This window comes from Croceitalea dokdonensis DOKDO 023 (assembly GCF_001306415.1).
In the GTDB taxonomy this organism is placed as follows: domain Bacteria; phylum Bacteroidota; class Bacteroidia; order Flavobacteriales; family Flavobacteriaceae; genus Croceitalea; species Croceitalea dokdonensis.
Genome location: NZ_LDJX01000006.1, coordinates 72,847 through 95,890, shown reverse-complemented (window position 1 = coordinate 95,890; position 23,044 = coordinate 72,847). Strand labels below are relative to the sequence as shown.

Annotated in this window: 21 protein-coding genes, 1 tRNA gene and 1 pseudogene; 10 read left to right on the top strand and 13 right to left on the bottom strand. The window is 44.0% G+C overall.

Annotation, left to right across the window (positions count from 1 at the left end; genetic code table 11):
• Positions 1-81 precede the first annotated feature (81 nt).
• On the top strand, positions 82-2,496 hold the full coding sequence (locus tag I595_RS13085; RefSeq protein WP_054560082.1) for an outer membrane beta-barrel family protein: 2,415 nt from the start codon (positions 82-84) through the stop codon (positions 2,494-2,496).
• Positions 2,497-2,620: 124 nt separating this feature from the next.
• Here I595_RS13085 and I595_RS13080 read toward each other — a convergent pair whose 3' ends face one another.
• Positions 2,621-3,730: a TolB family protein gene (locus I595_RS13080; RefSeq protein WP_054559886.1), complete on the bottom strand. Its 1,110-nt coding sequence runs from the start codon at positions 3,728-3,730 to the stop codon at positions 2,621-2,623.
• 24 nt (positions 3,731-3,754) lie between these two features.
• Between I595_RS13080 and I595_RS13075 the strand changes: the two genes are divergently transcribed.
• The 4 genes from I595_RS13075 to dusB all read left to right on the top strand — a co-directional run bounded on the left by I595_RS13075 (position 3,755) and on the right by dusB (position 8,269).
• A complete protein-coding gene (locus I595_RS13075) occupies positions 3,755-4,987 on the top strand; it encodes a M28 family peptidase (protein ID WP_417926341.1) in 1,233 nt (410 codons plus the stop codon).
• Positions 4,988-5,124: 137 nt separating this feature from the next.
• Positions 5,125-5,676, top strand: a complete 552-nt coding sequence (locus tag I595_RS13070) for an HNH endonuclease (RefSeq protein WP_054559885.1) — start codon at positions 5,125-5,127, stop codon at positions 5,674-5,676.
• A 145-nt stretch (positions 5,677-5,821) separates the two neighbouring features.
• Positions 5,822-7,225 carry a purple acid phosphatase family protein gene (locus I595_RS13065; RefSeq protein ID WP_054559884.1) on the top strand — a complete coding sequence of 468 codons (1,404 nt, stop codon included), beginning with the start codon at positions 5,822-5,824 and terminating at the stop codon, positions 7,223-7,225.
• A 51-nt stretch (positions 7,226-7,276) separates the two neighbouring features.
• Positions 7,277-8,269: a tRNA dihydrouridine synthase DusB gene (gene dusB / locus I595_RS13060; RefSeq protein ID WP_054559883.1), complete on the top strand. Its 993-nt coding sequence runs from the start codon at positions 7,277-7,279 to the stop codon at positions 8,267-8,269.
• 71 nt (positions 8,270-8,340) lie between these two features.
• Here the strand turns inward: dusB and I595_RS13055 are convergent, their stop codons facing one another.
• Both I595_RS13055 and rbfA read right to left on the bottom strand, forming a co-directional pair.
• Complete coding sequence (locus tag I595_RS13055) at positions 8,341-9,555, bottom strand: ABC transporter permease (protein WP_054559882.1); 1,215 nt, start codon at positions 9,553-9,555, stop codon at positions 8,341-8,343.
• Position 9,556: 1 nt separating this feature from the next.
• Positions 9,557-9,949 carry a 30S ribosome-binding factor RbfA gene (gene rbfA / locus I595_RS13050; RefSeq protein ID WP_054559881.1) on the bottom strand — a complete coding sequence of 131 codons (393 nt, stop codon included), beginning with the start codon at positions 9,947-9,949 and terminating at the stop codon, positions 9,557-9,559.
• Positions 9,950-10,038: 89 nt separating this feature from the next.
• Here rbfA and mce point away from each other — a divergent pair, with 89 nt between their 5' ends.
• The 5 genes from mce (at position 10,039) to I595_RS13025 (ending at position 13,070) form a co-directional block, all read left to right on the top strand.
• Positions 10,039-10,446 (top strand): methylmalonyl-CoA epimerase, encoded by a 408-nt coding sequence (gene mce, locus I595_RS13045; protein WP_054560080.1) that lies wholly within the window; start codon positions 10,039-10,041, stop codon positions 10,444-10,446.
• 50 nt (positions 10,447-10,496) lie between these two features.
• Positions 10,497-10,570: transfer RNA gene (locus I595_RS13040), tRNA-Ile, on the top strand.
• Positions 10,571-10,746: 176 nt separating this feature from the next.
• Complete coding sequence (locus I595_RS13035) at positions 10,747-11,397, top strand: hypothetical protein (protein ID WP_157449749.1); 651 nt, start codon at positions 10,747-10,749, stop codon at positions 11,395-11,397.
• On the top strand, positions 11,376-11,963 hold the full coding sequence (locus tag I595_RS13030) for a hypothetical protein (protein WP_054559879.1): 588 nt from the start codon (positions 11,376-11,378) through the stop codon (positions 11,961-11,963). Before I595_RS13035 ends, I595_RS13030 begins: the two co-directional genes overlap by 22 nt.
• Positions 11,964-11,966: 3 nt before the next feature.
• A complete protein-coding gene (locus tag I595_RS13025; protein ID WP_054559878.1) occupies positions 11,967-13,070 on the top strand; it encodes an MBL fold metallo-hydrolase in 1,104 nt (367 codons plus the stop codon).
• 411 nt (positions 13,071-13,481) lie between these two features.
• Here the strand turns inward: I595_RS13025 and I595_RS17435 are convergent.
• The 10 genes and pseudogenes from I595_RS17435 to I595_RS12980 form a co-directional block, all read right to left on the bottom strand.
• Positions 13,482-13,646: pseudogene (locus I595_RS17435) on the bottom strand (slipin family protein); the annotation flags it as partial.
• 197 nt (positions 13,647-13,843) lie between these two features.
• Entirely contained in the window at positions 13,844-15,106 is a 1,263-nt protein-coding gene (locus I595_RS13020) for a sensor histidine kinase (protein WP_054559877.1), read from the bottom strand.
• Positions 15,103-15,783, bottom strand: coding sequence for a response regulator transcription factor (locus I595_RS13015; protein ID WP_054560079.1), 681 nt, complete (start codon positions 15,781-15,783; stop codon positions 15,103-15,105). Before I595_RS13015 ends, I595_RS13020 begins: the two co-directional genes overlap by 4 nt.
• A gap of 81 nt (positions 15,784-15,864) precedes the next feature.
• Positions 15,865-16,332, bottom strand: a complete 468-nt coding sequence (locus I595_RS13010) for a hypothetical protein (RefSeq protein ID WP_217997194.1) — start codon at positions 16,330-16,332, stop codon at positions 15,865-15,867.
• Positions 16,333-16,361: 29 nt separating this feature from the next.
• Positions 16,362-18,209 carry a V-type ATP synthase subunit I gene (locus I595_RS13005; protein WP_157449748.1) on the bottom strand — a complete coding sequence of 616 codons (1,848 nt, stop codon included), beginning with the start codon at positions 18,207-18,209 and terminating at the stop codon, positions 16,362-16,364.
• On the bottom strand, positions 18,206-18,817 hold the full coding sequence (locus I595_RS13000) for a V-type ATP synthase subunit D (protein ID WP_054559875.1): 612 nt from the start codon (positions 18,815-18,817) through the stop codon (positions 18,206-18,208). Before I595_RS13000 ends, I595_RS13005 begins: the two co-directional genes overlap by 4 nt.
• Positions 18,807-19,385: a DUF2764 family protein gene (locus tag I595_RS12995; protein ID WP_054559874.1), complete on the bottom strand. Its 579-nt coding sequence runs from the start codon at positions 19,383-19,385 to the stop codon at positions 18,807-18,809. The genes I595_RS13000 and I595_RS12995 overlap by 11 nt, the downstream gene beginning before the upstream one ends.
• Entirely contained in the window at positions 19,382-19,981 is a 600-nt protein-coding gene (locus tag I595_RS12990; protein WP_054559873.1) for a hypothetical protein, read from the bottom strand. Before I595_RS12990 ends, I595_RS12995 begins: the two co-directional genes overlap by 4 nt.
• Positions 19,974-21,305, bottom strand: a complete 1,332-nt coding sequence (locus tag I595_RS12985; protein ID WP_157449747.1) for a V-type ATP synthase subunit B — start codon at positions 21,303-21,305, stop codon at positions 19,974-19,976. The genes I595_RS12990 and I595_RS12985 overlap by 8 nt, the downstream gene beginning before the upstream one ends.
• Positions 21,286-23,031, bottom strand: coding sequence for a V-type ATP synthase subunit A (locus I595_RS12980; RefSeq protein ID WP_054559872.1), 1,746 nt, complete (start codon positions 23,029-23,031; stop codon positions 21,286-21,288). Before I595_RS12980 ends, I595_RS12985 begins: the two co-directional genes overlap by 20 nt.
• Positions 23,032-23,044 lie beyond the last annotated feature (13 nt).

Sequence of the window (23,044 nt, the reverse complement as noted above, 5' to 3'; positions counted from 1 at the left end):
TCTTTTAGCAAGTTGCCTCAAGATTTACAACCGGCCGGTGTCAAATATTTTCATAGCTTTGGGAAAGAACCCAATCATTCAATGAAAAACCTCTTATTTGTCATTGCCTTTATGGCATCGACCCTGCTGTTTGGCCAATCTTTTCAGATTACGGGCAAGGTGGTCACAGAGGACAACACCAGTATTCCTTTTGCCAACGTGCTGTTGTTAAATGCCACGGATTCTACCTTTGTCAAGGGAACTTCGGCAGATGACAATGGAACGTTCACCTTAACGGACATTGTTCCAGACTTGTATTTGCTTCAGGCCAGTTATCTGGGCAATGGATCCAAACCCCTGGCACTGGATGTAAGAAAGGATATTAAACTAGGTGCCCTCCGGATACCGGAAACCGTTGAGAGTTTGGAAGAGGTTACGGTAACGGCAAAAAAGCCCGTGGTACAACGTTTGGCAGACCGTTTGGTTTTTGATGTAGAAAATACGGTAGTTTCCCAAGGTTCCTCCTGGGATATCCTAAAGGGCACGCCCGGGGTCATTGTTAACCAATCCAATCTGCAAATTAGAGGGCAAAATGCCAGTGTTTATATGAACGACCGTAAAGTGCAACTTTCTGGGCAAGAGGTGCAAGACCTTTTGGAAGGTCTTTCTGGGGTCAATATTAAGTCCGTTGAGGTCATTCCCAACCCACCAGCGCGCTATGACGCAGAGTCCGGTCCCATTTTAAATATTGTGACCAGTAAGAATATTTTACCGGGCTACAAGGGCAGTGTTAACAGCACCTTTACCCAAGGGGTGTTTTCCAAGTACAACTTGGGCACCAGCCAATATTACAAGACGGAAAAGCTCAACATTTTTGCGAATTACACGTACAACCCCAGAAAGGATAATATTAGGTCTGACCAAAAAATTAATTTCATAGATGGTTCCAATGCTGTTTTCTCTAGGTGGGACACGGATCAAGATGCCGTTAAAAGGTCTCAGCCCCATAGTCTTAACACTGCTTTGGATTATGCCATTGACGATAAAAATACCCTTAGCCTAACCACCAATCTACTGTTTAACCAGAACCAAGATTGGCAGCGTACCTTGCAGACCGACATACAAAATGGCCTAGGCCAGTTAGACTCTACCTTTACTACGGACAATGGGGCTTTCTTGGACAAGAACAACCTTGCCTTTGACCTTTCTTACGTGCGGCAATTAAAAAAACCTGGAGCGCAGCTTAGCTTTAACGGCCATTACACCAATTACAGGGAAAACTTGCAACAGAGTATTTTTTCTGAGTATGTGGATGTGGCCCAAAACCCACTGCGCAATTTTGGGTTTAGGACAGATGCCCTTCAGGATATCGATATTATTACCGGCCAAGTGGATTTTTCCATGCCATTGGGGAGCAGTTCCATGGAGACCGGCGCAAAAATCTCCGTTATAAATTCTGAAAGCAGTATTGGGTACTCTAACTTTTTAGGAACGGACCCTAACGTGAATGCGGGCCTATCCGATGATTTTTTGTACGATGAGAACATTTATGCCGCTTATCTCAGTTGGGTCAAAAACTGGGACAAATGGTCCCTTAAATTAGGGGTAAGGGGAGAATATACGGATGCCTTGGGCACCTCATTGACCTTGGGGGAGACCAACGTCCAACAATTTTTTGAGCCTTTTCCTACGGCCTATCTGCTCTATGCGCCATCAGAAGCGCATAGTTTTTCATTTGATTATGGGAGAAACGTAGAACGCCCAAGGTACAATGACCTCAACCCGTTTCGTTTCTTCTTTAATGAAAACAGTTTTCAAGAGGGCAACCCTAGGTTGCAACCTAATTTTTCCCACAATTTTAACGTGAACTATACTTGGAACAGTGAGTTTTTCTTTGATGTCTATTACCGCGAAAATGGCAGGTACATCAGCGAGCTTTCTTTTCAGGACAACACGGCGCTTACCCTTAGGGAGCTTCGCCAGAACGTCTTGTCCAGCACCTCTTACGGATTGGACTTTACCGTAAGCAAAAGTATAGTGGACGCATGGTTCCTGTATGCCTACACTTCTTTGTTTTATGAGGACGAAACCTTTTTGGCCGTAGAGAGCGGAAACCAGGAATTTACGAATCAAATAGAAGGTTTTTATGTGTATTTGGCCAATTATTTGACCCTAAGCGGGGATGGCTCGCTCACTGGTGAGCTAACCTTTACCCATATGTCCAATTACTTATTTGGGTCCTATGTGCAAGGCCCAACCACCAATCTTACCCTTGGGCTTAGAAAATCTTTCTGGGAAGATAGGGCGGTGGTTTCCCTAAGTGCGGAAGACCTGCTGGGCAAGGCCAACCCTAGGTACACTTCTAGGTACTTAAATCAGGACAACAGCTTTTTTGCCCAACCAGAAACGCAATTCATAAGGCTGGGCTTTACCTATAATTTTGGGAACTTTAGGCTAGAGGACAACCAAAAGGCAATTGACAAAAAAGAGCGGGAACGTTTAGAGCCTAAGGAGTGATGTGTTCTGTTGGAATCTGACCCAAAGTTGGGCCCCTTCATTGGCCTTAATTTTGCATTAGACTCGTATCTTTTAACCTCTTTTGTTTTAGAGAACGGCCCGATGATTAAATCTTTGAAGCAATTCATTCCTGCCATTCTGCAATAAAAAGATTTGTATCCCTTGTTCCGCCATTGTTGCGGTTGCTGGAAAAGGCCAAATACTTGCCATCATTGGAGAATACGGGGAAGGCGTCAAAGGTTTTTCCGTGGGTCACCCGTTCTAGGTTCTTACCATCTATATCAATAAAATAAAGGTTGAAAGGAAACCCTTTTTCTGCTTCAAAATTACTGGAGAAGAGGATTTTTTTCCCAGAAGGATGAAAAAACGGGCTCCAATTGGCGTTGCCCAAAAAGGTGAGCTGTTTTAGGTCGGAGCCATCTGCATTGCAGATAAAGAGTTCCATATCCGTAGGCTCCACCAATCCTTCGGCCAATAGGCCTTTGTACTTTTTGATTGCTTCGGGAGTTTTTGGTCTTGAGGCCCTAAAGATAAGTTTGCTGCCATCCGGGGAGAAAAATGCACCCCCATCGTACCCTAGTTCATCCGTAATTTGTTTTACATCGGTGCCATCAAGGTTCATGGTGTACAATTCCAGGTCGCCACTACGATCTGAGGTAAATACAATCTTATCACCTTTGGGAGACACCGTGGCCTCGGCATCATACCCTGGTTCGTTGGTCAATTGTGCGGTGATGTTGCCTTCTAGGTCCGCCACAAAAATATCGAACGAATCATAGACTGGCCATACATAGGCACCATTGCGGCGTAGCGGCACCTCTGGGCACTCCTTATTGGCCAAATGGGTAGAACCGTATACATAGTGTTGGTTATCCGGCAAAAAATAGGCGCAGGTGGTACGGCCAAAGCCCGTACTTACCATGGGAGGCTTGCTGTCCTTAAAACTTTCTTCCACATTCATTAAAAACATCTGGTCACACTCCATGCCCCAAGCCTCATTGTTGGACTGGAAAATCATTTGTTTATCGTCCCAGCTCCAATACGCCTCGGCATTGTCACCACCAAAAGTAATTTGCCGAATACTCTTAAAATATTTTTCCTCCGGGTAAATAAGCGTATCGCTCCCTGCCATGAGAGAGGTGGTCTTCCCTTCTTTAGCAGGTGCTGTTTTTTTAGTATCGGTTTTACAACTTGCAAGTAGGACAAGGAAGAGCGCGACGAAAAGATTTTTCATTTGATGTATTTTTGGATAAAAATAATGGCTATGGTTCGTATTCTTACGGTTTTGTTCGCAATTTTTGTTGTTCTCTCCTCTTGCAAAAAAGAAAAGCAACAAAAAGTATCCTTAAGAGAAGATATCGCTTTTTTGGCCAATGATAGTCTGGCGGGGCGGGAAACCGGTACGCCACAGGAAATCGTTGCGGCAGAGTACCTACAGCAACGGATGAAGAGCATCGGGCTTTTGCCCAAAGGGAACGCAGGCACCTTTTTTCAGACCTTTACCTTTAAACCTAAGACGGACCCACATTCCGAAGTGCAATTTGTGAACGGCGACGGTACCATAACGGGCACTAATGTAATTGGTTACATTGACAATGAAGCGGAAAAAACGGTCATCATCGGAGCGCATTATGACCATTTGGGCATGGGTGGGGAAGGCTCCCTATATGCTGAAGGTGAAGCCATACATAACGGAGCCGATGACAATGCCAGCGGGGTAGGGGTGATGCTTCAGTTAGCGCAAAAATTAAAGGACACCCTTACGGGAAGCAATTACTTGTTTATGGCATTTTCTGGGGAGGAAATGGGACTTTTGGGAAGCAATTACTTTTGTAAAAACCCCACAATAGACCTTAAGAAGGCCAATTATATGATCAATATGGACATGGTGGGCCGTCTAAAGGAAGATAAAACCTTGGCCATTAGCGGCACTGGTACGGCGGCGGTATGGCCACAGGTCTTAAACAGCAGCAATGAGGTGTTTAAGTTGGTGCTGAGTGAATCTGGTATGGGGCCAAGCGACCATACTTCGTTCTATTTACAGGATATTCCGGTATTGCATTTTTTTACGGGCCAGCATGAAGACTACCATAAACCTACGGACGACTTTGAAAAATTAAACTACCAGGGCATGGAGCAGATTAAAGATTATATCGTGGCGGTCATTGGAGAGTTGGATGATGCTCCAAAGCTTGGCTTCAGAATCACCAAGAACGAGAGCGAGGAGGTGCCAAGGTTTAAGGTAGGGTTGGGCGTAATGCCAGATTACCTTTTTGATGGAGCAGGTATGCGTATTGATGGGGTGACCAAGGACCGGCCCGCCTCCAAAGCAGGGCTTTTAAAGGGAGACATTGTGGTTCAACTGGGAGATAGTATCGTAACGGATATGATGAGCTATATGCGGGCCCTGTCCGCTTTTGAAGAGGGCAGCACTGCTAAGGTAGTGGTAGACCGTAAGGGAGAAAAGGTAACCGCGGAGGTAAGGTTTTAACCCAATTTCCCCATTAATAAGTGCTACATCTTTTGTATTTTTCCCGTTTAGGATAAATAATATTATAGTACTGCCGGCTAATCTGCTTCAAAACAGGATAACAATAAATAGGCTTAATTGACTTAAATACATTGGTTATGATCAGGAATTTTTGGAAAGAGCAATGGAAGGACGTGGTTTTTGATGATAAGATTGCCGAGGGCGCAAAATTCAAGATTTCTAACTACGGCAGGCTTATCAATTGTAACGGGCCAGAAGAAACCTTAGTGAAGAAATACTATATCAACGGTTATCAAAACCTTCCACTAAAGCAGAAACGCAATGGCAAAACTACCAGCCGTTACGTTCATAAGTTGGTTGCTGAACATTTTTTAGAAAAGAAGGAGGGAGACCGCTTTGTGATACATCTGGACTATGACAAAAAGAACAATCATGTAGACAACCTAAAGTGGGCCACAAAGCGTGAGAAAGAAGTGCATCAATTCACCAACCCCGAATATTTGAATACCCCTAGGAAGCGCTGCTATTCTAAATTAACGGAGACCAAGGTAAAATTGATCAAGCGTAAAATCAACGATCCCAATAGGCGTACCCGTATGAAAATGATAGCCAAGCAGTTTGGCATTTCCGAAATGCAGTTGTACCGCATTAAATCTGGGGAAAATTGGGGTTCTGTCACGGAGTATTAACGGCCTCAATAATTACCTAAGAATCATTTACAGGCCACTATAATCATTTATCAGACGTACCCAAGATGAAATTTAGGTTAACCCGTGCAGGAAAGATTGCTGATGTAGAGGTGTTTTGGTAGTTTTAAACTAAAACTTAAAGGCAATGACTAGAAGCACCTTAATATTGGCTTATTTCGCAGTTGTAATTTCGTTTTCCTGCCAAGCACAAATCCAAGAATTGGAGCACGGTCATACCCATTATAAAAACAAATCTGATATTCCCCAGCATAAACTTATTTTTCCCTCCGCAGCACCGGACCGGATTATTATACACCTAACGGAAAACCCAACAACCAGTTTTGCTGTAAACTGGCGCACGGACCAAAGGATTGATACCGCTTATATTGAAGTGGCCAAAGAAACCCACGGCCCAGATTTACGGTTACAAAAGAACCGGAGGCGACTTTTGGCAAACACCCAGTTTTTTGAAAATGAAAACACGGCAGATAAAGAACCCTTGGTAAAAGCAGCCTACCACAGCGCATTAATTGACGCTTTAGAGCCCGGAACCACCTATGTTTATAGGGTGGGTGATGGTTCTGACAGCGATGGTAATTGGAGCGAATGGTTTCAAATAGAAACCCCTGGTTCCGATGAAAACACCCCTTTTAGTTTTATTTATTTTGGCGATGCCCAGAATGATGTTAAGTCGATGTGGTCAAGAGTGATAAGAAAATCGTACCAAATGATGCCCGAAGTTGATTTTATGTTGCACGCGGGGGATCTTATAAATCACAGTGAGTCTGACCGGGAGTGGGGCGAATGGTTTTACGCCGGTAGTTATATTCACGCAACGGTACCCAGCATCATGACCCCAGGAAACCATGAATATAATTATGAAAACGGAACACTGTCGCAACTTTGGAAACCGCAATTTAACCTCCCTAGAAATGGGCCCTTGAACGCTATCAAAGAAACCTGTTATACGTTGGACTATGGAAATATGAAATTGATTTCTTTTGACGCGAAATATTTCAAAGACTACCCGAAGTATAGGACAGCACAACTAAATTGGCTGGATTCCGTATTGGCATCGAACACCAAAAAGTGGATAACCTTGTTCATGCACTATCCTATTTATTCTACAGCAAAGGGCCGTGATAATAAGGCGTTACGCGAAGGGGTTAAACCCCTAACTGACAAGTATGGGGTAGATTTGGTATTGCAAGGCCATGACCACACCTATGCCCGGGGCTATGCCTCTAACAATGCAGAAGGCAAAACTGTTGTACAAGATGCGGGCGCGGTTTACGCGGTATCTGTGAGCGGCCCCAAAATGTATGAGTCACAAGACCAAGCATGGATGGTACGCCGAGCGGAGTATACTCAATTGTTTCAAATCATTTCCGTAACAAAGGACACCATCAAATACGAATCCTACACTCCTTTGGGCAGTCTTTATGACGCTTTTGACCTTATAAAAGATGATCAGGGCAACAAAACCTTGACCAATAGGGTTCCAGAGAACTTTCCCATGCGGCTTAAAAAGGATTTCGTTGAGGAATAGCCGAATCATTGCAGGTTTGACCAAGTGCAGCATTTACCCTAATTTTGCACTATGCCTAAAATTGGTGACATAGCGCTTCCGGACTTTCCTCTTTTACTAGCTCCCATGGAAGATGTGAGCGACCCACCGTTTAGGGCCTTGTGCAAAGAGCAGGGGGCAGACGTGGTGTATACAGAGTTCATTTCTTCAGAGGGGTTGATACGGGATGCTGCCAAAAGCGTCATTAAACTGGATATTTATGAGAAGGAACGTCCCGTGGGCATCCAGATTTTTGGTGCCGAACTGGATTCCATGCTCCAGGCCGTTGATATTGTAGAGAAATCCAACCCGGATATCATAGACATTAATTTTGGGTGCCCTGTAAAAAAAGTGGTCTGTAAGAATGCGGGTGCCGGTATCCTAAGGGATATTCCGTTAATGGTAAAACTGACGGAGGCCATGGTGAAACGCACCAAATTGCCAGTGACCGTAAAGACCCGTTTGGGATGGGACACCAATTCCATTAAGATCGTGGAAGTTGCCGAAAGGTTGCAGGATGTTGGTATTAAGGCGATATCCATCCACGGAAGGACCCGCGTACAGATGTACAAGGGTGAGGCCGATTGGAAGCCCATTGCCGCCGTTAAGAACAACCCTAGAATGCATATTCCCGTATTTGGTAATGGCGATGTGGATACCCCCGAAGCTGCGGTTCGCATGCGCGATGATTTTGGTCTGGACGGCGCCATGATCGGTAGGGCTAGTATTGGAAACCCCTGGTTTTTTAAGCAAGTAAAGCACTACTTTAAAACAGCAAGACATTTGGCACCCCCTACCATGGAAGAGCGGGTAGAAGCTGCACGCAGACACTTACAGATGGCCATTGATTGGAAGGGCGAAAAATTGGGCGTTTTTGAAACAAGGAGGCACTACACCAATTACTTTAAGGGGATTCCCCATTTTAAGGAGTACCGTATGAAAATGGTGACCAGTGATGATGCCGCCGATGTTTTTGCCGCCTTTGATGAGGTCTTGGAAAAATTTGGTGATTTCCAGTTTGCTTAATTTGCAAGTCAGTTAGTGGACAATGACCAACTGCAAGTTCAATAACCTAACGCAACCTTTACAACCAAACCTTAAAGCTGTTGTACTAATTTTGGGGAAATTCTGCTACTGGCAATTTTAGAGGACAGAAAACCCAAAATCAAAATAGTGGCCAATACGGTGAGCACGTTCATGATTTTAAATTCTACCGGGTACGCTAAAGAAGGGGTAATTTTAATCCACTCCAACCAAAGTTGTGAAACCACTAAAAGCCCCCCGATGGCAACACCAATAATGCCGCCGAATACGGACACCAACAAACCTTGTAAAAAATAAATGCGCCGTAACTGCTTAAGAGTGGCGCCAAGGGCGGAGAGCGTCTTTAAGTGCTGTTGTTTATCCAGTATCATCATGATAATGGCCCCAACAACATTAAAGAGAGCAATGACCAAGACCAGGGTAAAGATGAGGTAAGTGGCCAAATTTTCCGTATTGAGCATGCGGTAAAGGGTGCTGTTGAGCTCTCTACGGGTCTTGAGCACAAGCCCCTTGCCCATAATCTGGGTTATTTCTGCCTTAATGCGCTCTTGATCGGCCGTTTCTTCCAACTTAAAACTTAGTGCGGAGACATCATTTTCCGTTTTATCCAAAAACTCCCTTACCGTGTTTAAGTGTGCAAAAACATAGCTCTTGTCCAAGTTCTCCTCAACAGCATATACCCCGGTAACAATTCCCCGCATTTGCTCGTAAAAGCTTTTGGAGTTAAGGGCATCAGAGGTTATGGAGCCCGTACCGCCCTTTAGGGTGATAATGGAAAGTGGTTTTTGAAAAGTGCCAATACTGAGCCCCAACAGGTTCACAATACCGCGCCCAACCACCACTTCTTGGGGATTGCTGTTCCACTCCCCATAATATAGGGCCTTCTTTAGGCCGGTCACTTTACTGTAGTCACTATCTATGCCCTTGATAAAGGCAATGGCGTTTTTGTTGTTATGGCTTAGATATACCCGTTCCTCCAGTTCTTTGGCAAAATGGGCAAGCCCGTCAAGTTCACCCAGGAGCCGCTCTTGTTCCGCAGAAATCGAGAAAAACTTACCGGTGGCTGGGGTGGCCTTTAGGTCTGGGTCAAAGGTATTGGTAAACTGCAGGCTAAAGGTTTTGAGTCCCGCAAAGGCAGATAGCACAATAAATAAGGCAGCAGCACCTATGACAATGACCAAAAACGTAATAAAATTGATAATGTTGATGGCGTTTTGACTGCTTTTGGACCTTATGTACCGCTGCGCGATGTAGAACGAAAAATTCAACTTATGATTTCTTTCTTTTGTCCAATAAATCCCGATTTTCTATCGGGTTCTCCTTTCCTTTTAAGGATTGTTCTATTTTATCAATATAATCCAAGGAGTCGTCCAAGTAAAAACTAAGTTGTGGTACCCGGCGCAATTGGTTTTTGGTACGCTGTGCAAGCTCATGTTTAATAAGGGGTTCATTGGAAGCCATGCCCTTTACCAACTCTTGGGCCTTGTCATTGGGGAATATACTTACATATACCTTGGCAATGGAAAGGTCCGTGGTTACATGTACTTTGGATACGGAAATAATGGTACCCTTTAGGCCGCCATCGGTAGCCGCACGCTGCAACACCTCTGCCATATCTTTTTGAATGATTCCTGCTATCTTTTTTTGCCGTTGTGTTTCCATACTGCAAAAATAACGCAATTAATGACCAACCTCATGTTTTGCTAATTTTAGAAGGCTTATTTTGCATGTGTCGCTCAAATTATGTGATGATGGATAAAATAGAACATATAGGAATTGCGGTAAAAGATCTACAAACATCCAACCTGCTTTTTGAAAAACTACTGGGTGTCCCCAGCTATAAGACGGAAGAAGTGGCCTCTGAAGGGGTGCGTACTTCTTTCTTTAAAACGGGACCCAATAAAATAGAACTGTTGCAAGCCACCACGGAAAACAGTGCCATTGCCAAGTTTATTGCAAAAAAAGGCGAGGGCATACACCATATCGCTTTTGCCGTTGCCGACTTGCCCACCGAATTAAACCGGTTGAAGGACCAAGGATTTGTGGTGCTGCCAGGTTTTCCCAAAAACGGGGCAGATAATAAGCGGGTAGCCTTTTTGCACCCCAAAGGAACCAATGGGGTTTTGGTAGAACTTTGCCAAGAGATTTCAAATACATAAAACCTTTGGGATATACCAAAATAAAGTATAATTTTGCACCCCTAGAAATAGGTCCTATAGCTCAGTTGGTTAGAGTAGCTGACTCATAATCAGTTGGTCCCTGGTTCGAGCCCAGGTGGGACCACATTAAACCCTCGTTTTTCGGGGGTTTTTGTGTTTTTAGGGGACACGTTAAGGGGGCACATCTTAACTTTATTTAACCTTGAAATTTAAATTTCTTCATAATTGTTATGCGACAATGGAGTATATTTAGAGAAAATAAAAACTCATTACTTAGGTTATGTCTATAATCATTGGATTATGTTGAACCTTTTACAGATTAATGTTTGCACCATAGCAGTGCTTGGTGATTTTAACCCAATTATTTTTCAGCCCGCATGGATGGCAATGAAAGGAATTATTGGGGAAGCTGAAGCCGAAGGGGCAAAAGTTGACGTTATCCACAAAGATTTAGTAAGGTTTAATATAGATTGGGCAGAGATAGAAGTTACTCCGGAAAGGTTCCATATTAAATCCTCAAAAGATGCATTTTTCGAACCATCCCGAGATTTGGTTGAATCAATATTTAACATTTTGCAAGAAACACCGGTTAAAGCCTTTGGTATTAATACAACCATGCATTTTCGTTTGAATCCTGATGATTATATTGCGTTTGGAGATTTTTTGGCACCACGTCCTCATTGGATAGGCCCTTTTAATGACCCTAGGTTGTTGCTTATGGAAATATTAGAGACTGACAGGAGTGACAAGAAAGATGGACTATATAGATTTCGTGTACAGCCATCAGATATGATAAGACCATATGGCGTATCTACAAATTTGAACAATCACCTTAACGTGAAATCAAACAGGGCACTTGATATGGTTGGTTTATTAAAAGAGAATTGGCAATCATCCTTCGACTTCAATAAAGATATAATCACTGATTTATGGAAGAAATTCAAGCAATAGACACAACTCTGAGCGACCATTGGGCGGGCAACAATGAATTGACCAGAAGTGAAGAGAAAGAAGTTGCAAAAGCTACCAGCTTATTCTTGAGGTCGGTTTCTGATGAAATTGAAAATTTTCATGAAGACCAAGAAGATAAGGAGTCAACCTTTAAGAGCACTAAGCGAAATGAACATAAAATTTCTGAAATAGAACTCAAAAATTATCATTCCAAATTCAATATTTTGACTGCTAGGGATTATTCGATTTCATCTCAAAAATGGATTGGAATTATTGAGGAAATATTCCTAGATACTTTCAAGGCCAAACTCATTGACCAATCTAGAGAAGGAACATTTGAAATAGGAGAATTTGATATTGAAGACGTTTCCCCTGATGATAAGGACTTTCTAATTCAAGGTGGTGTTTTTTATTGGAGCGTAGGCTACGAAATGGTGAATGGCCAAAGGAAGGGTCAATCAATCCTGCGGTTCAAAAGGACTGCATCGTTGGAAACAGATAATTATTTTGGTAAGGGTTTTGATACAGGAGCAGCATTATTGGAAGGTCTTGATTTGGAGAAATGATAGATGAAGTTAGGACAAAATGTTGGTGAAATAACTCTTTTAGGAACTGGCGGCGGTTACGGTGAGAGTATAGTTATTCATTTGGGAAACAATGAATGGGCCGTAATTGATTCTTGCATTAATCCTAATACCAAAGAATGTCTTCCGCTACAGTACTTGAATTCAATAGGCGTTGATGTTTCAAAGGATGTTAAATGTATTTTGATTACCCATTGGCACAATGATCATATAAAAGGTATTTCTAGCTTATTTGAAAAAGCTGAATCAGCAAATTTTTTTGCGGGCCAAATAATTCAGCAAGAGTTATTTTTTACTTTTGTTGGATTTGATTTACAGAAGGCACAAACACACAATTCGGTTGCCTCCACAACCGAATTTTCCGAGTGCGTTAAAATCCTTAAATCACGTAAAGGGCAACTAAAAAAAGCGGTGGTCGATAGAAATCTGCATACTACCAAACTTTCTGACGATACTTTTAGTTATATTAATGCTTTATCACCTTCTGATTTTGCAATTGAAACGTTCGAAAAAAATTTAGCAAATCTTATCAAGAAGTATGGACACAATCCCAATGTTAAATTCCAGAAAAAGTCTCCAAATCATAATTCTGTGGTGGCTGTAATTCGTTTGGGACAGCATACTGCACTTATGGGGGCAGACCTTGAGACTTCAAACGATAATAGACTGGGGTGGTTAAACATTTTAGACCATTCTCAAAATAAAGATAAAGCATCTTCATTATTTAAACCTGCCCACCATGGTTCTGAAAATGGCAATCATGAACGTATCTGGGACGAGCTCCTGATCAAAAATCCTATAACCGAGATTACTCCTTACAATAAAGGCACTAAGTTGCCCTCAATTAATATGTTGGGTCTATTTACTGATAATTCAGACAGGGTTTTTATAACATCTCCAGTTATTGGTCAAAGGCTGGGAAAGCCTAAAAAGAGAGAAAAGAGAATTGAGAAAGTAATTAATAGGTTTGCCAAAAAAATAGAGGAGCAAAAATTTGAATACGGACAAATTACATGCAGGATTGATTTACTTGACAAAAAAGCAAGTTGGAAAATTGATATACAAGGAACTGCACTTGAGATTAATTAGAAAGTCATTCCTTCCATGATTCACTAAATAATTTTCACCCTTTATAAAAAGTTGACTTTATGGAGCCAAGACGGTTTTTTTCGACAGCATACCTCCTGTTCTATCGTCACCTTAATTTCGACCTCCGGAATCACCAGGCATTTTTCTTTTAATTTTAATAAGCGATTTTCACATTGCTAAACAATTCTCCTTTGCACTATTGGTCTGATAAACTCGAGGTTTTTGTCACCTATTAAATATTTTTTCATATCATTTCACCCTCTATAACCCGCCCCCTTCCAAAAATTATTTTCAGTAAAAAGTTGACTAGGTGGCGATGTTTAAAGTAACAAGACTGAGGTGTTTAGACCCCATACCTAGAAGATTTTCTTGCATAAAAAATGCGCCAACTCCCATTGGCGCATTTAACTCCTATTTATTGACCGAGAAAACCGCTGCCAATTGCTCAACCATACCCCCGTTTCCGGAGACAGTAATCCCACCTATTTTCTCCGCTATTTTTTCAACATATTCCATCTCCTTTAACTTGAAGAGCCTCTCGTTTTCTTCCATCAGCTTTGCTGTGTTCAAAAAGCTCAGAAATTAAAAAGTTCTGTAAGCTCAAATTTGGGAGAATGGTCAATAAAGTGTTCCCCAATGCATTGCAATAGTTCCCTATTGGCTTATATCAAACAATTAAAATTTATTTTTGTTACCCTTAAAGTTTCAGTGCCTTTTTTATCCATTGAATTAGAGGTATTAGAAAGGTCCTTTAGTGTACGTATAATTTGTAGTTATGCCTGATTAGATGGTGAAAAGAATAGCGAAAAGATGTGCATTTCACCTACCTGCTCATATTCCAATTTAAAACCATAGATTTCACATATTTTTTGGTTGATGGCCAAGCCCAGACCCAAGGAGTCGGTCTTTGCCTTGCCCCTTTGAAATCTGTCGAATAACTTTTCGGAAGCCACTTCCGGCATTTCTCCCGTATTGTATATTTTAAAGCTACCGTCTTCCAACACAATTTGTATCATCCCGCCCTGCACATTGTGTTCCACTGCATTTTTAATGAGATTGGTCAAAAGGATATCGGCCAAGATATGATCGCATTCCATCACAGTTGAAGATATTGCTACAGATACCTCCAACTCCTTGAACTTGATGATTTCTTCCATGTTGCTCAAGATGTTACCAACCATGATGTGGACATCTACTGCATCCGACCGTTTGAACTCTTGGTTCTCAATACGTGAAATCAGCGTTAGGGCTTTGCCTATTTTGGAGAGCTTGTTGGTTTCTTGATAGATGGCCTGTACCCGTTCTTGATCCTTTTTATCAAGATGCGTGCTTTCCATAAGAAGCACCACCTTATTTCTAATAATGGCAAGTGGGGTCTGTATTTCGTGGGAAATATTTTCATTGAATTCTTTGAGGTTCTGAAAATCCTTGCGAACCTGTTCCATCAAGGCGGTGATTACCTGGTTCAATTCTTGGAATTCGGTAATGCTAGAGGGTTCCAATTGAATGGCGTCCGTTTGAATGATGTTGTGGTTTTTGAGCTTGGTCAGGTTGTTAAAGAAAGGGCTCCAAGCCCATCTATAAATACTTCTGTTGATAAAGAAAAGGCCCAAGAACAACAAGAGAATGATAAAACTTGTGGCGATAAAAAGAAGCCATATCAATTCGTTGATTTCCAATAACACATGTTTTAATCTAATTTGTACGGTTTCAGTGTCCATCTCGGTATTAAAAGTGTAGGTGCGATACGGGACGGTTTTTTTTGCATAGGCCTCATAAATAATGGTGTCCCCAAAAGAGGCTACGGGACCGGAAACCTGCTTTAGAACCATTGTGTCCAACACATAGGATGATGTGGGCAAGTTGCCCTTCTCCCGTAATTGGAATTCAATACGATCTCTTTCATGGAGCAGAACCTCTTCTACCTCAAGGTTCACCAAATAGCGTATCAAATAATAGTCTACCGTGATCATGACCGGAAAAATCAAAACCAGAAAAATGAGATAATAGGTATTGGTTTTTTTGACGAGTTTCATTCGCGATCAGTGAATTTATAGCCCACGCTATAGATGGATTTAATGTAATCATTACCGGTTGCGGCGGTTATTTTTCTCCTTAAATTGGCCATATGGGTGTAGATGAACTTAAAGGAATCCACCATTTCAATGTGATCGCCCCATAGATGTTCCGCAATGGCCTCCTTGGTCAAAAGCCGATGCTTGTTCACCACAAAAAAGTGAATGATATCGAACTCTTTTTTGGTGAGGTTCAACAAGTGGTCATTGACAAAAACCTCATGGCTATCGGGTTTTATTTTAATCTCGTTGAAAAAAATTTCGCTATTGCCTTGGTATACCTTTCTTCTGTAAATCGCCTTAATACGCGCATTGAGCTCTGCCAGATAAAAAGGTTTGGCCAAATAATCGTCAGCCCCAATGTCCAAACCCTGTATTTTATCACCTAAAGCGTTTTTGGCAGAAATAATAATGATGCCCGCGTCAATGTTTTCTTTTTTCACGGCCCTGATGATATCCAACCCGTTACCGTCAGGCAAGGTAATGTCAACGACCAGTATGTCGTAGGGAAAAAAGGCCACCTTGTCTTGAGCCGTTGAATAGTTGGCAGCAACTTCGCAGATGTTCCCTTCCCCCTCCAGAAAACCTTTAATGTCTCTTAGCAGTTCCCTATTGTCTTCAATGACCAAAATTTTCATGATGGAGGTTTTTTTGCCATTCGTAAACGGCAAATGGAAGATATCAACTAAGCATGGAACAAAACATGATATCTGACAGCTTTAGGCCGTGGGCAATCCGGTCATGGTAAATATCATTACGAATAGGGCCACCGTTTCCACAATACCAATGACCATGATGTATTTGGCCGTGTCGTTGGCCCCAGAGCCTATGGCGTCACAGGCCCGGGCTCCGGTTTTTCCCTGAAAGATGGCTGAACCTGCCATGGCCGCCCCCGCCACCAGTCCAATGATAATCTGCCAGATATACGAATCTGGTGCGAGGTTGGCATCGGCTATGGCATTTTTAAGGATCATGCCGTAAATGACCTGTGATAGTGGTGCCCCTACGAAAATAAGCAGGGCGGTCGCTGCCTTCTGCCCGCCAACGATCATTTTTTTCCATGCCCCGATGGCCGCCATACCGGCTATTCCCGTCCCTATTGCAGAACCAATTGAAGCGATGGCGAGGGACATTCCCATATCGCCGAGCCCCCTTACCGTTGTTGTTAAAAGTGCTATATCCATCATAATCTTGAGTTTTATTGTGATTTTGTCTTCTATGTTTTGGTAGTCGCTGCCCCCATGTTGTTCTTGGCTCCGTTTTCTGGGGAAATCAACCTAAAAGGGGTATAGGCCTCGCCCGAAAACTGTACCCCCAGATGCCCTGCAAACTCCAACATGTTCAAGCGTATGCCATGCACCATCACGGCCATTAACGCCAGGGCAATGTTAAGACCGTGGCCCAAAAGCAGGGCAATGGCCGCCAATACGATGTTGATCAAACCCATACCAGCGGTTCCATCGGGCAATATCATGTTGTTAAAACTAGATGCGACCGCGGCAGTGGCCATCCCCACGGCAAAAAGCCGTACATAGGAAACAATGTCCGAAAATCCGCTTATCAGGCTCAAAGGCAGGTTGGCAAGGGATATGCCCATGCTTTTGATAACGTTTTTACTTTCAACGGAAAAGAGGGCTACCAAAGCTGCCCCGACTACAAACAACCAAAGGACCCAAGCGGGCATGGGCTTTCCGAGCACTAGTTGTTCGGTAATCAAAAAGAGACCCCAGACCAACGCAATCCAGCCCACCTCGCTCAAGGCCTTTATGGAATTGATAAACTGAACTATTCGAATGGCATGGGCGACGGTCAAATGAATGGCCCCTATCAAAAACGACAGGTGCATCATAAACGAAATATTGTCCACCCCAAAACTGGCGATTTCAGGAATTATCAACTTGTTGAGAAATGGGAGGGCCGCGATTTGTTCGGATCCGAAATAAGTGCCGCTCAATACCCCCCAGAGAATGGTCGCCCCACTCAATACGTAAATTAAAACCTGCATTTGGCCTGTCATCTTTTTACGAAACAGAAAAGTGACCAACAGAAAAATCAATCCATAGCCCGCATCACCCACCAACATGGCAAAAAATAGAGCAAAGGCCACCAAAAAGTAAATGGAGACATCGACTTCCTTGTATCCTGGGACAATATCGATGAATTTCATTACGGGATTAATGATACTGATCCATTTGGGATTCTTGATATAAACAGGTACATTCTCAGGTTTTTCGGGATCTGCAATATGATAGCCCCAACGATTCGTCTCGGCAGCGGCCATAAAATCATCAACGGTATTTCGGGGAATGTATCCTTTTAGGTATTTCAGCTTTCCCTCAATGTCGCCCATACCCTCAAAGGCTTCTTGCATGCCCAGTCGGTCTTTCGCGAGTAGCAAGAAGTCTTCAAGCCATGCGATATTCTCGGCTTGGTCTTCCAAAAAAAGGTCCACCTCGGCCAGTTGGCGCTCTTTTCTTTCAATCTGTTGCTTAATGTCTTCAAAGGATTGCTGAGGCAGGGGTTTTTCCTTACGGTTCAGTTTTTCCGATTCGTTTCGGGCCACCAACACCACGGGAATCTTGCCTTGGCGTTCGGGAAGTTTTACCAAAGTATGATTTTCGTTCAAAGAGGCCACCACAGCTTTGTCCAGCAGGTAAAGCTTAAGGTGAATCCCATGCTGCTTCAAATCGGTAATATCTTTGATGTTTACCTTTTCGCCCCAGGTTTTGTACCACTGCAAGTGCAGGTTTAGGGTATCCAATTTTTCTTGGGCTTTTTGCCTGATTTCCTCCGTTTGCAAGACGCGGTCCACCAACTGTTTGGGATCATTCACAGTATATTTTGTACGGCTATCATCTTCATTTTTCCTTTTCGCATATTGCTTAAGGATGGAAATGGCATTTTCGGCACGCTGTACCGCTTCCAAGCGTCTTTCCAAAGTTCCATTGTTTGAACCATTGACTTCCTGAATGTCCACCACGCCCAGTTTGCCCAATTGCAGAATGGAATCGTCTACCGAACGTGCGGTGGTAAAGAGCAGTATTTCCTTCATCCGTACAATCATACCGTGGCCTTTTTTCCCTCCTTTTTCTTTTTGACCAGTTTGGCACATCCTATCGCCAAGCGTTCTACATCGCCCAAATAGATTTCAATCTTTCGAATGTTCTCCTGTGTTTCGGGAATGAACACTTCTTTCAGGGCATTTTTCATCCTTCGGGCCTCAGCCAGTTCTTCCCAGAGCAGTTTCAGGTTGCTATTTTCGATTTCCACCAGGGTACGGTTGGTCTTTTGTTCGCGTATCACGTCCAGCGCCCTGTCTATCCAAAGTGGGGTGTTAAAAAGGTCGACCTCATCGTCTTCAAAGACGATGTCTTCAAATACTTTAATGCTCACCCCTGCGATTTCCTTGGTTTCGGTGACGACCCGATCCACTTTTGCCAGTTCGGGAAGGGCAACATTTTCCTCAGCCATCACGGCCACCCATTCCTTGGTTTGTTCGTTGGTTTCGTCAATGGCCTGTTTTAATCGCGCAATCTTGTTTTCAGTGGCCTGTACCACTTCTTTGAGCTTCTGCTCTTTCATCTCAAAGACCGGTAGTGCCGTATGGTATTCCTTGAGTTCAACCTTTAGGGCCGCCAAGGTGTTTTTGTTCATTAATATCTTATCGGCCATCTTCCATCCTTTTTGTAGTGTTCAGAAAATTTTCAAAACCCTGTTCTTGGTCAAAGCCCCACCATCGCAACAATAGCTGCAATTTCAATTTGTAAATGACCAAGGCACCAAAATCGGCATAATGCCCTAGGGAAAGTTCTTCCAGTTTATCCCATTGCCATTGCAGTAGCTGGATTTCCTCCTCCAAAGGTGTGCCGGGCACTAAGGGCAGTGGTAGTTTTTTTGTGGTGGACTCAGATTCATTTCGTCGGAAAATCCGTAGCTGTTGCACGTCTTTTTTAAGGGAATGCATATAGCTCGAAAAAGCGGCCAGCACGTTGTTGCCACTTTTTTGAAATGCTTCTGAATGAATCGTATTCAGTTCGATCTGTTGAAATATCTCGTAGGCCTTTTGAGGTAGAAATTTTCTGGTTTCCCCATCCAAAATGGTAATCAAATCTTTTTCCGACTCCGATGGATGGGCATATTTTTTTAGGATGGAAAGTACCTTGGAACGTTCCTCCGCCGTATCTTGAAACGACAGATAGGGCAAGCTGCTTATGGTATATTCCAAGTCCCCGCTAATCATGTGTCCGATTCATTAGTAAGGATGTCGACCCATTTCGGGCTGAGGTGTTCATTCAATAATTCTGCTACCTCTTCGGGCGAGATGTGATAGCTCCACCCTTGGTCGGTCTTGTTAATGACGAATCCGTTGGGCAAGCTTGCATCTTTGGTAATGGCTTCCAGATTATCGGATTCCTGCAATCGCTTCTGTATTTTATCGGCCAGTTTCCCCTCCATCCCTTCCGGAAGTTTCAATGCCGCCCCGCTGCCCACATTTTCGACGACTTTCAGAATGGCCTTTTCCATAAAATCTGGGCTGAAATTGGCATCCACTTCCCGTTCCAGTGCGGCTTTGAAAAGTTTGAGTAAATCATTGCGTACGGAAACGGTAACATCTCTCGCCGCCTGTTTTAGGGCAGCTTCCCCTTTCTCACGGGTGGCCTGTGCCTCTTTTTTTGCCTTACCGAAAAGCTCGTCTTTTTTGACTTCGGCTTCCTTGAGAATCTTTTGCGCTTGAGTACGTGCTTGCTCCACGATTTGCCCCGCTTCTTTGTCGGCGGCCTCTATGGCCTCAGTTTTCAGGGTAGCAATTAATTTATCCAAGGTCTTCTCACTCATCTGCCAATACTTTTAAAACTTTATATTCCCCTTTTTTAGGCCAGTATTCCTCCATCATAGTAGAGGACAGTCCTACTTCCTCCTTCTTAAAATGTTGGGCAAGGATGTCCCAGCAGAGATCAAGTGCATCCTCCAATTCCAAATAGCGGAACGGATCCATCAATTCCCTTTGAAAGGTCTGTCTATACGCTAACAACCTCAGGGAATAATCATCCTTGACCGAACCGAATTTTTGCGCTTTTACCCGCTCCTCCGCTTCGGAAAGCAGGCGTGCCATGGCGTTCATGATGCTTCGGTGGTCGGGGCGGGTACGATCATTTACTTGTTGTTTTAAACGGCTCAGGGAACCAAACAATTCCAGATAGCCATCTTTCATAAAGAACTGCCCCTCGGTGATATAGCCCGTGTTGTCGGGTACGGGGTGGGTCACATCGTCCATGGTGGTAACCCCGAGAATGGTCAAGCTGCCCGCACCTTCAATATCGGCGGCCTTTTCATAACGACTGGCCAATTGGGAATACAGGTCTCCCGGATAGCCCTGGTTGGCCGGAATCTGGTCTTGGGCATTGGCCACTTGCCGCAAATAATCGGACCACTGGGTCATATCGGATAACAGCACAAATACATTTTTTCCCTGAAGCGCAAATTGCTCTGCCACCGCCAAGGCCAAGTCGGGCACCATCAATCCCTCAACGATGGAATCGCGATGGGTATGTATGAACATGATGGTCTTGTTTTTACTGCCCGCTTCCTCAATCCGTTGCCTAAAGTAATGGTACTCATCGTATTTGAGACCGACCCCACCGATAATGATGACATCGGCATCGGTCTGGGTGGCAATATTGGCCAATAGGCGGTTGTAGGGCTCTCCTGCCTTGGCAAAAATGGGTATCTTCTGGGAGCGTACCAGCGTATTGAACACATCGATCATGGGCACCCCTGTACGAATCATATCCTTCGGAATAAGGCGTTTTACAGGATTAATGGAGGGCCCGGCGACCCGAACCCTATCCGAAAGCAGTTCAGGACCGCCATCAATCGGCTGGCCGTTGCCCGAATAGACACGACCCAACATATCGTCAGAAAATCCTACTTGAATGGGTTTTCCCAGAAAACGGATCTTGCAGTCCGTCGATACACCAAATCCACCCCCAAAAAGTTGTAGGGTCACCTGGTCACCATTCAAGGCAATAACCTGGGCAAAGGCTTTTTGTCCGTTGGGATAGATCACTTCGGCAAGTTCCTTATTGTGGACCCCTTGGGCCTTGATGGTTAAAATGGCCCGTCCGATACTGTCTATGTTCTCATACGTTTTCTGCAACATGTCCGCGCTGTTTCACCAAGTTCAACAATGTTGTTTTTTGTTTTTCGAAGCCCTCTTCATCGGGCCTCATATAATTCCAATCGAGAAAGGCCTGTCTTAAAAAGTTGAAGTGCGACCGTATTTTTTCTTTTCCTTGAATGTAAACAGGGGCATCAATGATTTGCTTGACCATAGTGAACATTTGGCGCAACCTTTGGGGATGGGTCACCCCGTCCACTTCGTGAAAACTGTTCTGCTGTAGAAATACCGCATCGAGCAGCTCTGCTTTTTGGTAGCGAATGTAAGACTCGTCGGTGATGCCCTTTTCACCCATCAATATGATGTTGGAGGCAATGGTTTTGCCATCGCGTAACAGTTCCAATAAGTAAGCAACTTCGTTTTCCTCCAATAATGAGGGATATTTTGAATTGCTGTCGATACGGTCTATAGCCGGATATTTCCGCGCATCGGACAATGCCCTTGATAAGCCCCAAAAGGCTCCCGTGCTTAACAATGTGGCCTGGGTAACGGGTTCATCAAAATTGCCGCCTGCCGGGGAAACCGTACCGATAATACTGAGGGAACCTGTCTGGCCATCCGCCAAAATTTCTACCCCCGCGCGATCATAGAAGGCGGATATCAAGGTGGAAATATACATAGGGAAGGCCTCCGGACCGGGAATTTCCTCTTTTCTGCCCGAAGTCTCACGCAGTGCCTGTGCCCAACGCGAGGTAGAATCTGCCAAAATGAGAACGTTCAACCCTTGCTTGCGATAGTATTCACCCACCGTGGTGGCCATATAAACGGAGGCTTCCCGAGCGGCCACGGGCATCGATGAGGTATTGCCCACAATATAAGTACGGTCCATCAGCGATTTACCCGTTCGGGGATCGATAAGTTCGGGAAAATCCTTAAAGACTTCCACCGCCTCCCCGGCACGTTCACCACAAGCGGCGATAATGACGACATCGGCCTCAGAATGTTTTGCCAAACTGTGTTGCAATACCGTTTTTCCAGCCCCAAAGGGCCCCGGACAACAGGCCGTGCCACCTTGGGCAATGGGAAATAACGCATCCAAAATGCGGATTCCGGTAGGCATCGGCTTTACCGGTACGGAGCGCTCGTTAAAGGGCATGGGTTTTTTTACAGGCCATTCAAAAGCCATTTTCAACTCCATTTTTTTACCTGTGCTATCGGTGACGGTCGCTATGGGTTCATCAACGGTGTATTCACCCGCTACCGCGATATGTTCAACCGTATAATTCCCTTGAAGTGTAAATGGCACGAAAATCTTGTGCTCGAACAGTTTTTCCGGCACGGAACCTAAAACGGAACCGCCCGTTACCTCATCTCCCGGTTTCACTTTTGGGGTAAAATGCCATTTTTGGACGGTATCAAGCGGGGCTACCTCCAGACCCCTTTCCAAAAACCATTCGATTTTTCCCAATTCGTACAAGGGGTTTTGTAGGCCATCGGTCACAGATCCCAGAATGCCGGGCCCCAATTTTACGGCCAGCGGAAGCCCTGTAAATTCCACCGGGTCGCCTACCTTCATCCAACTGGTATCTTCAAAGACCTGCAGGTATGCGTTATCTCCCTCCTTCACGTCAATCACCTCAGCTTTCAACCTTTTACCATCTTCGATGGTGATGTAGGCCACCTCCCCGTTCATGATGGCCCCATCTGTGGCTTGTACCCCAACAAGGGACTCATTGACGCTGGTTACGTTTCCTTTGGCTTTTTGCATAGTTTAGTGTAGG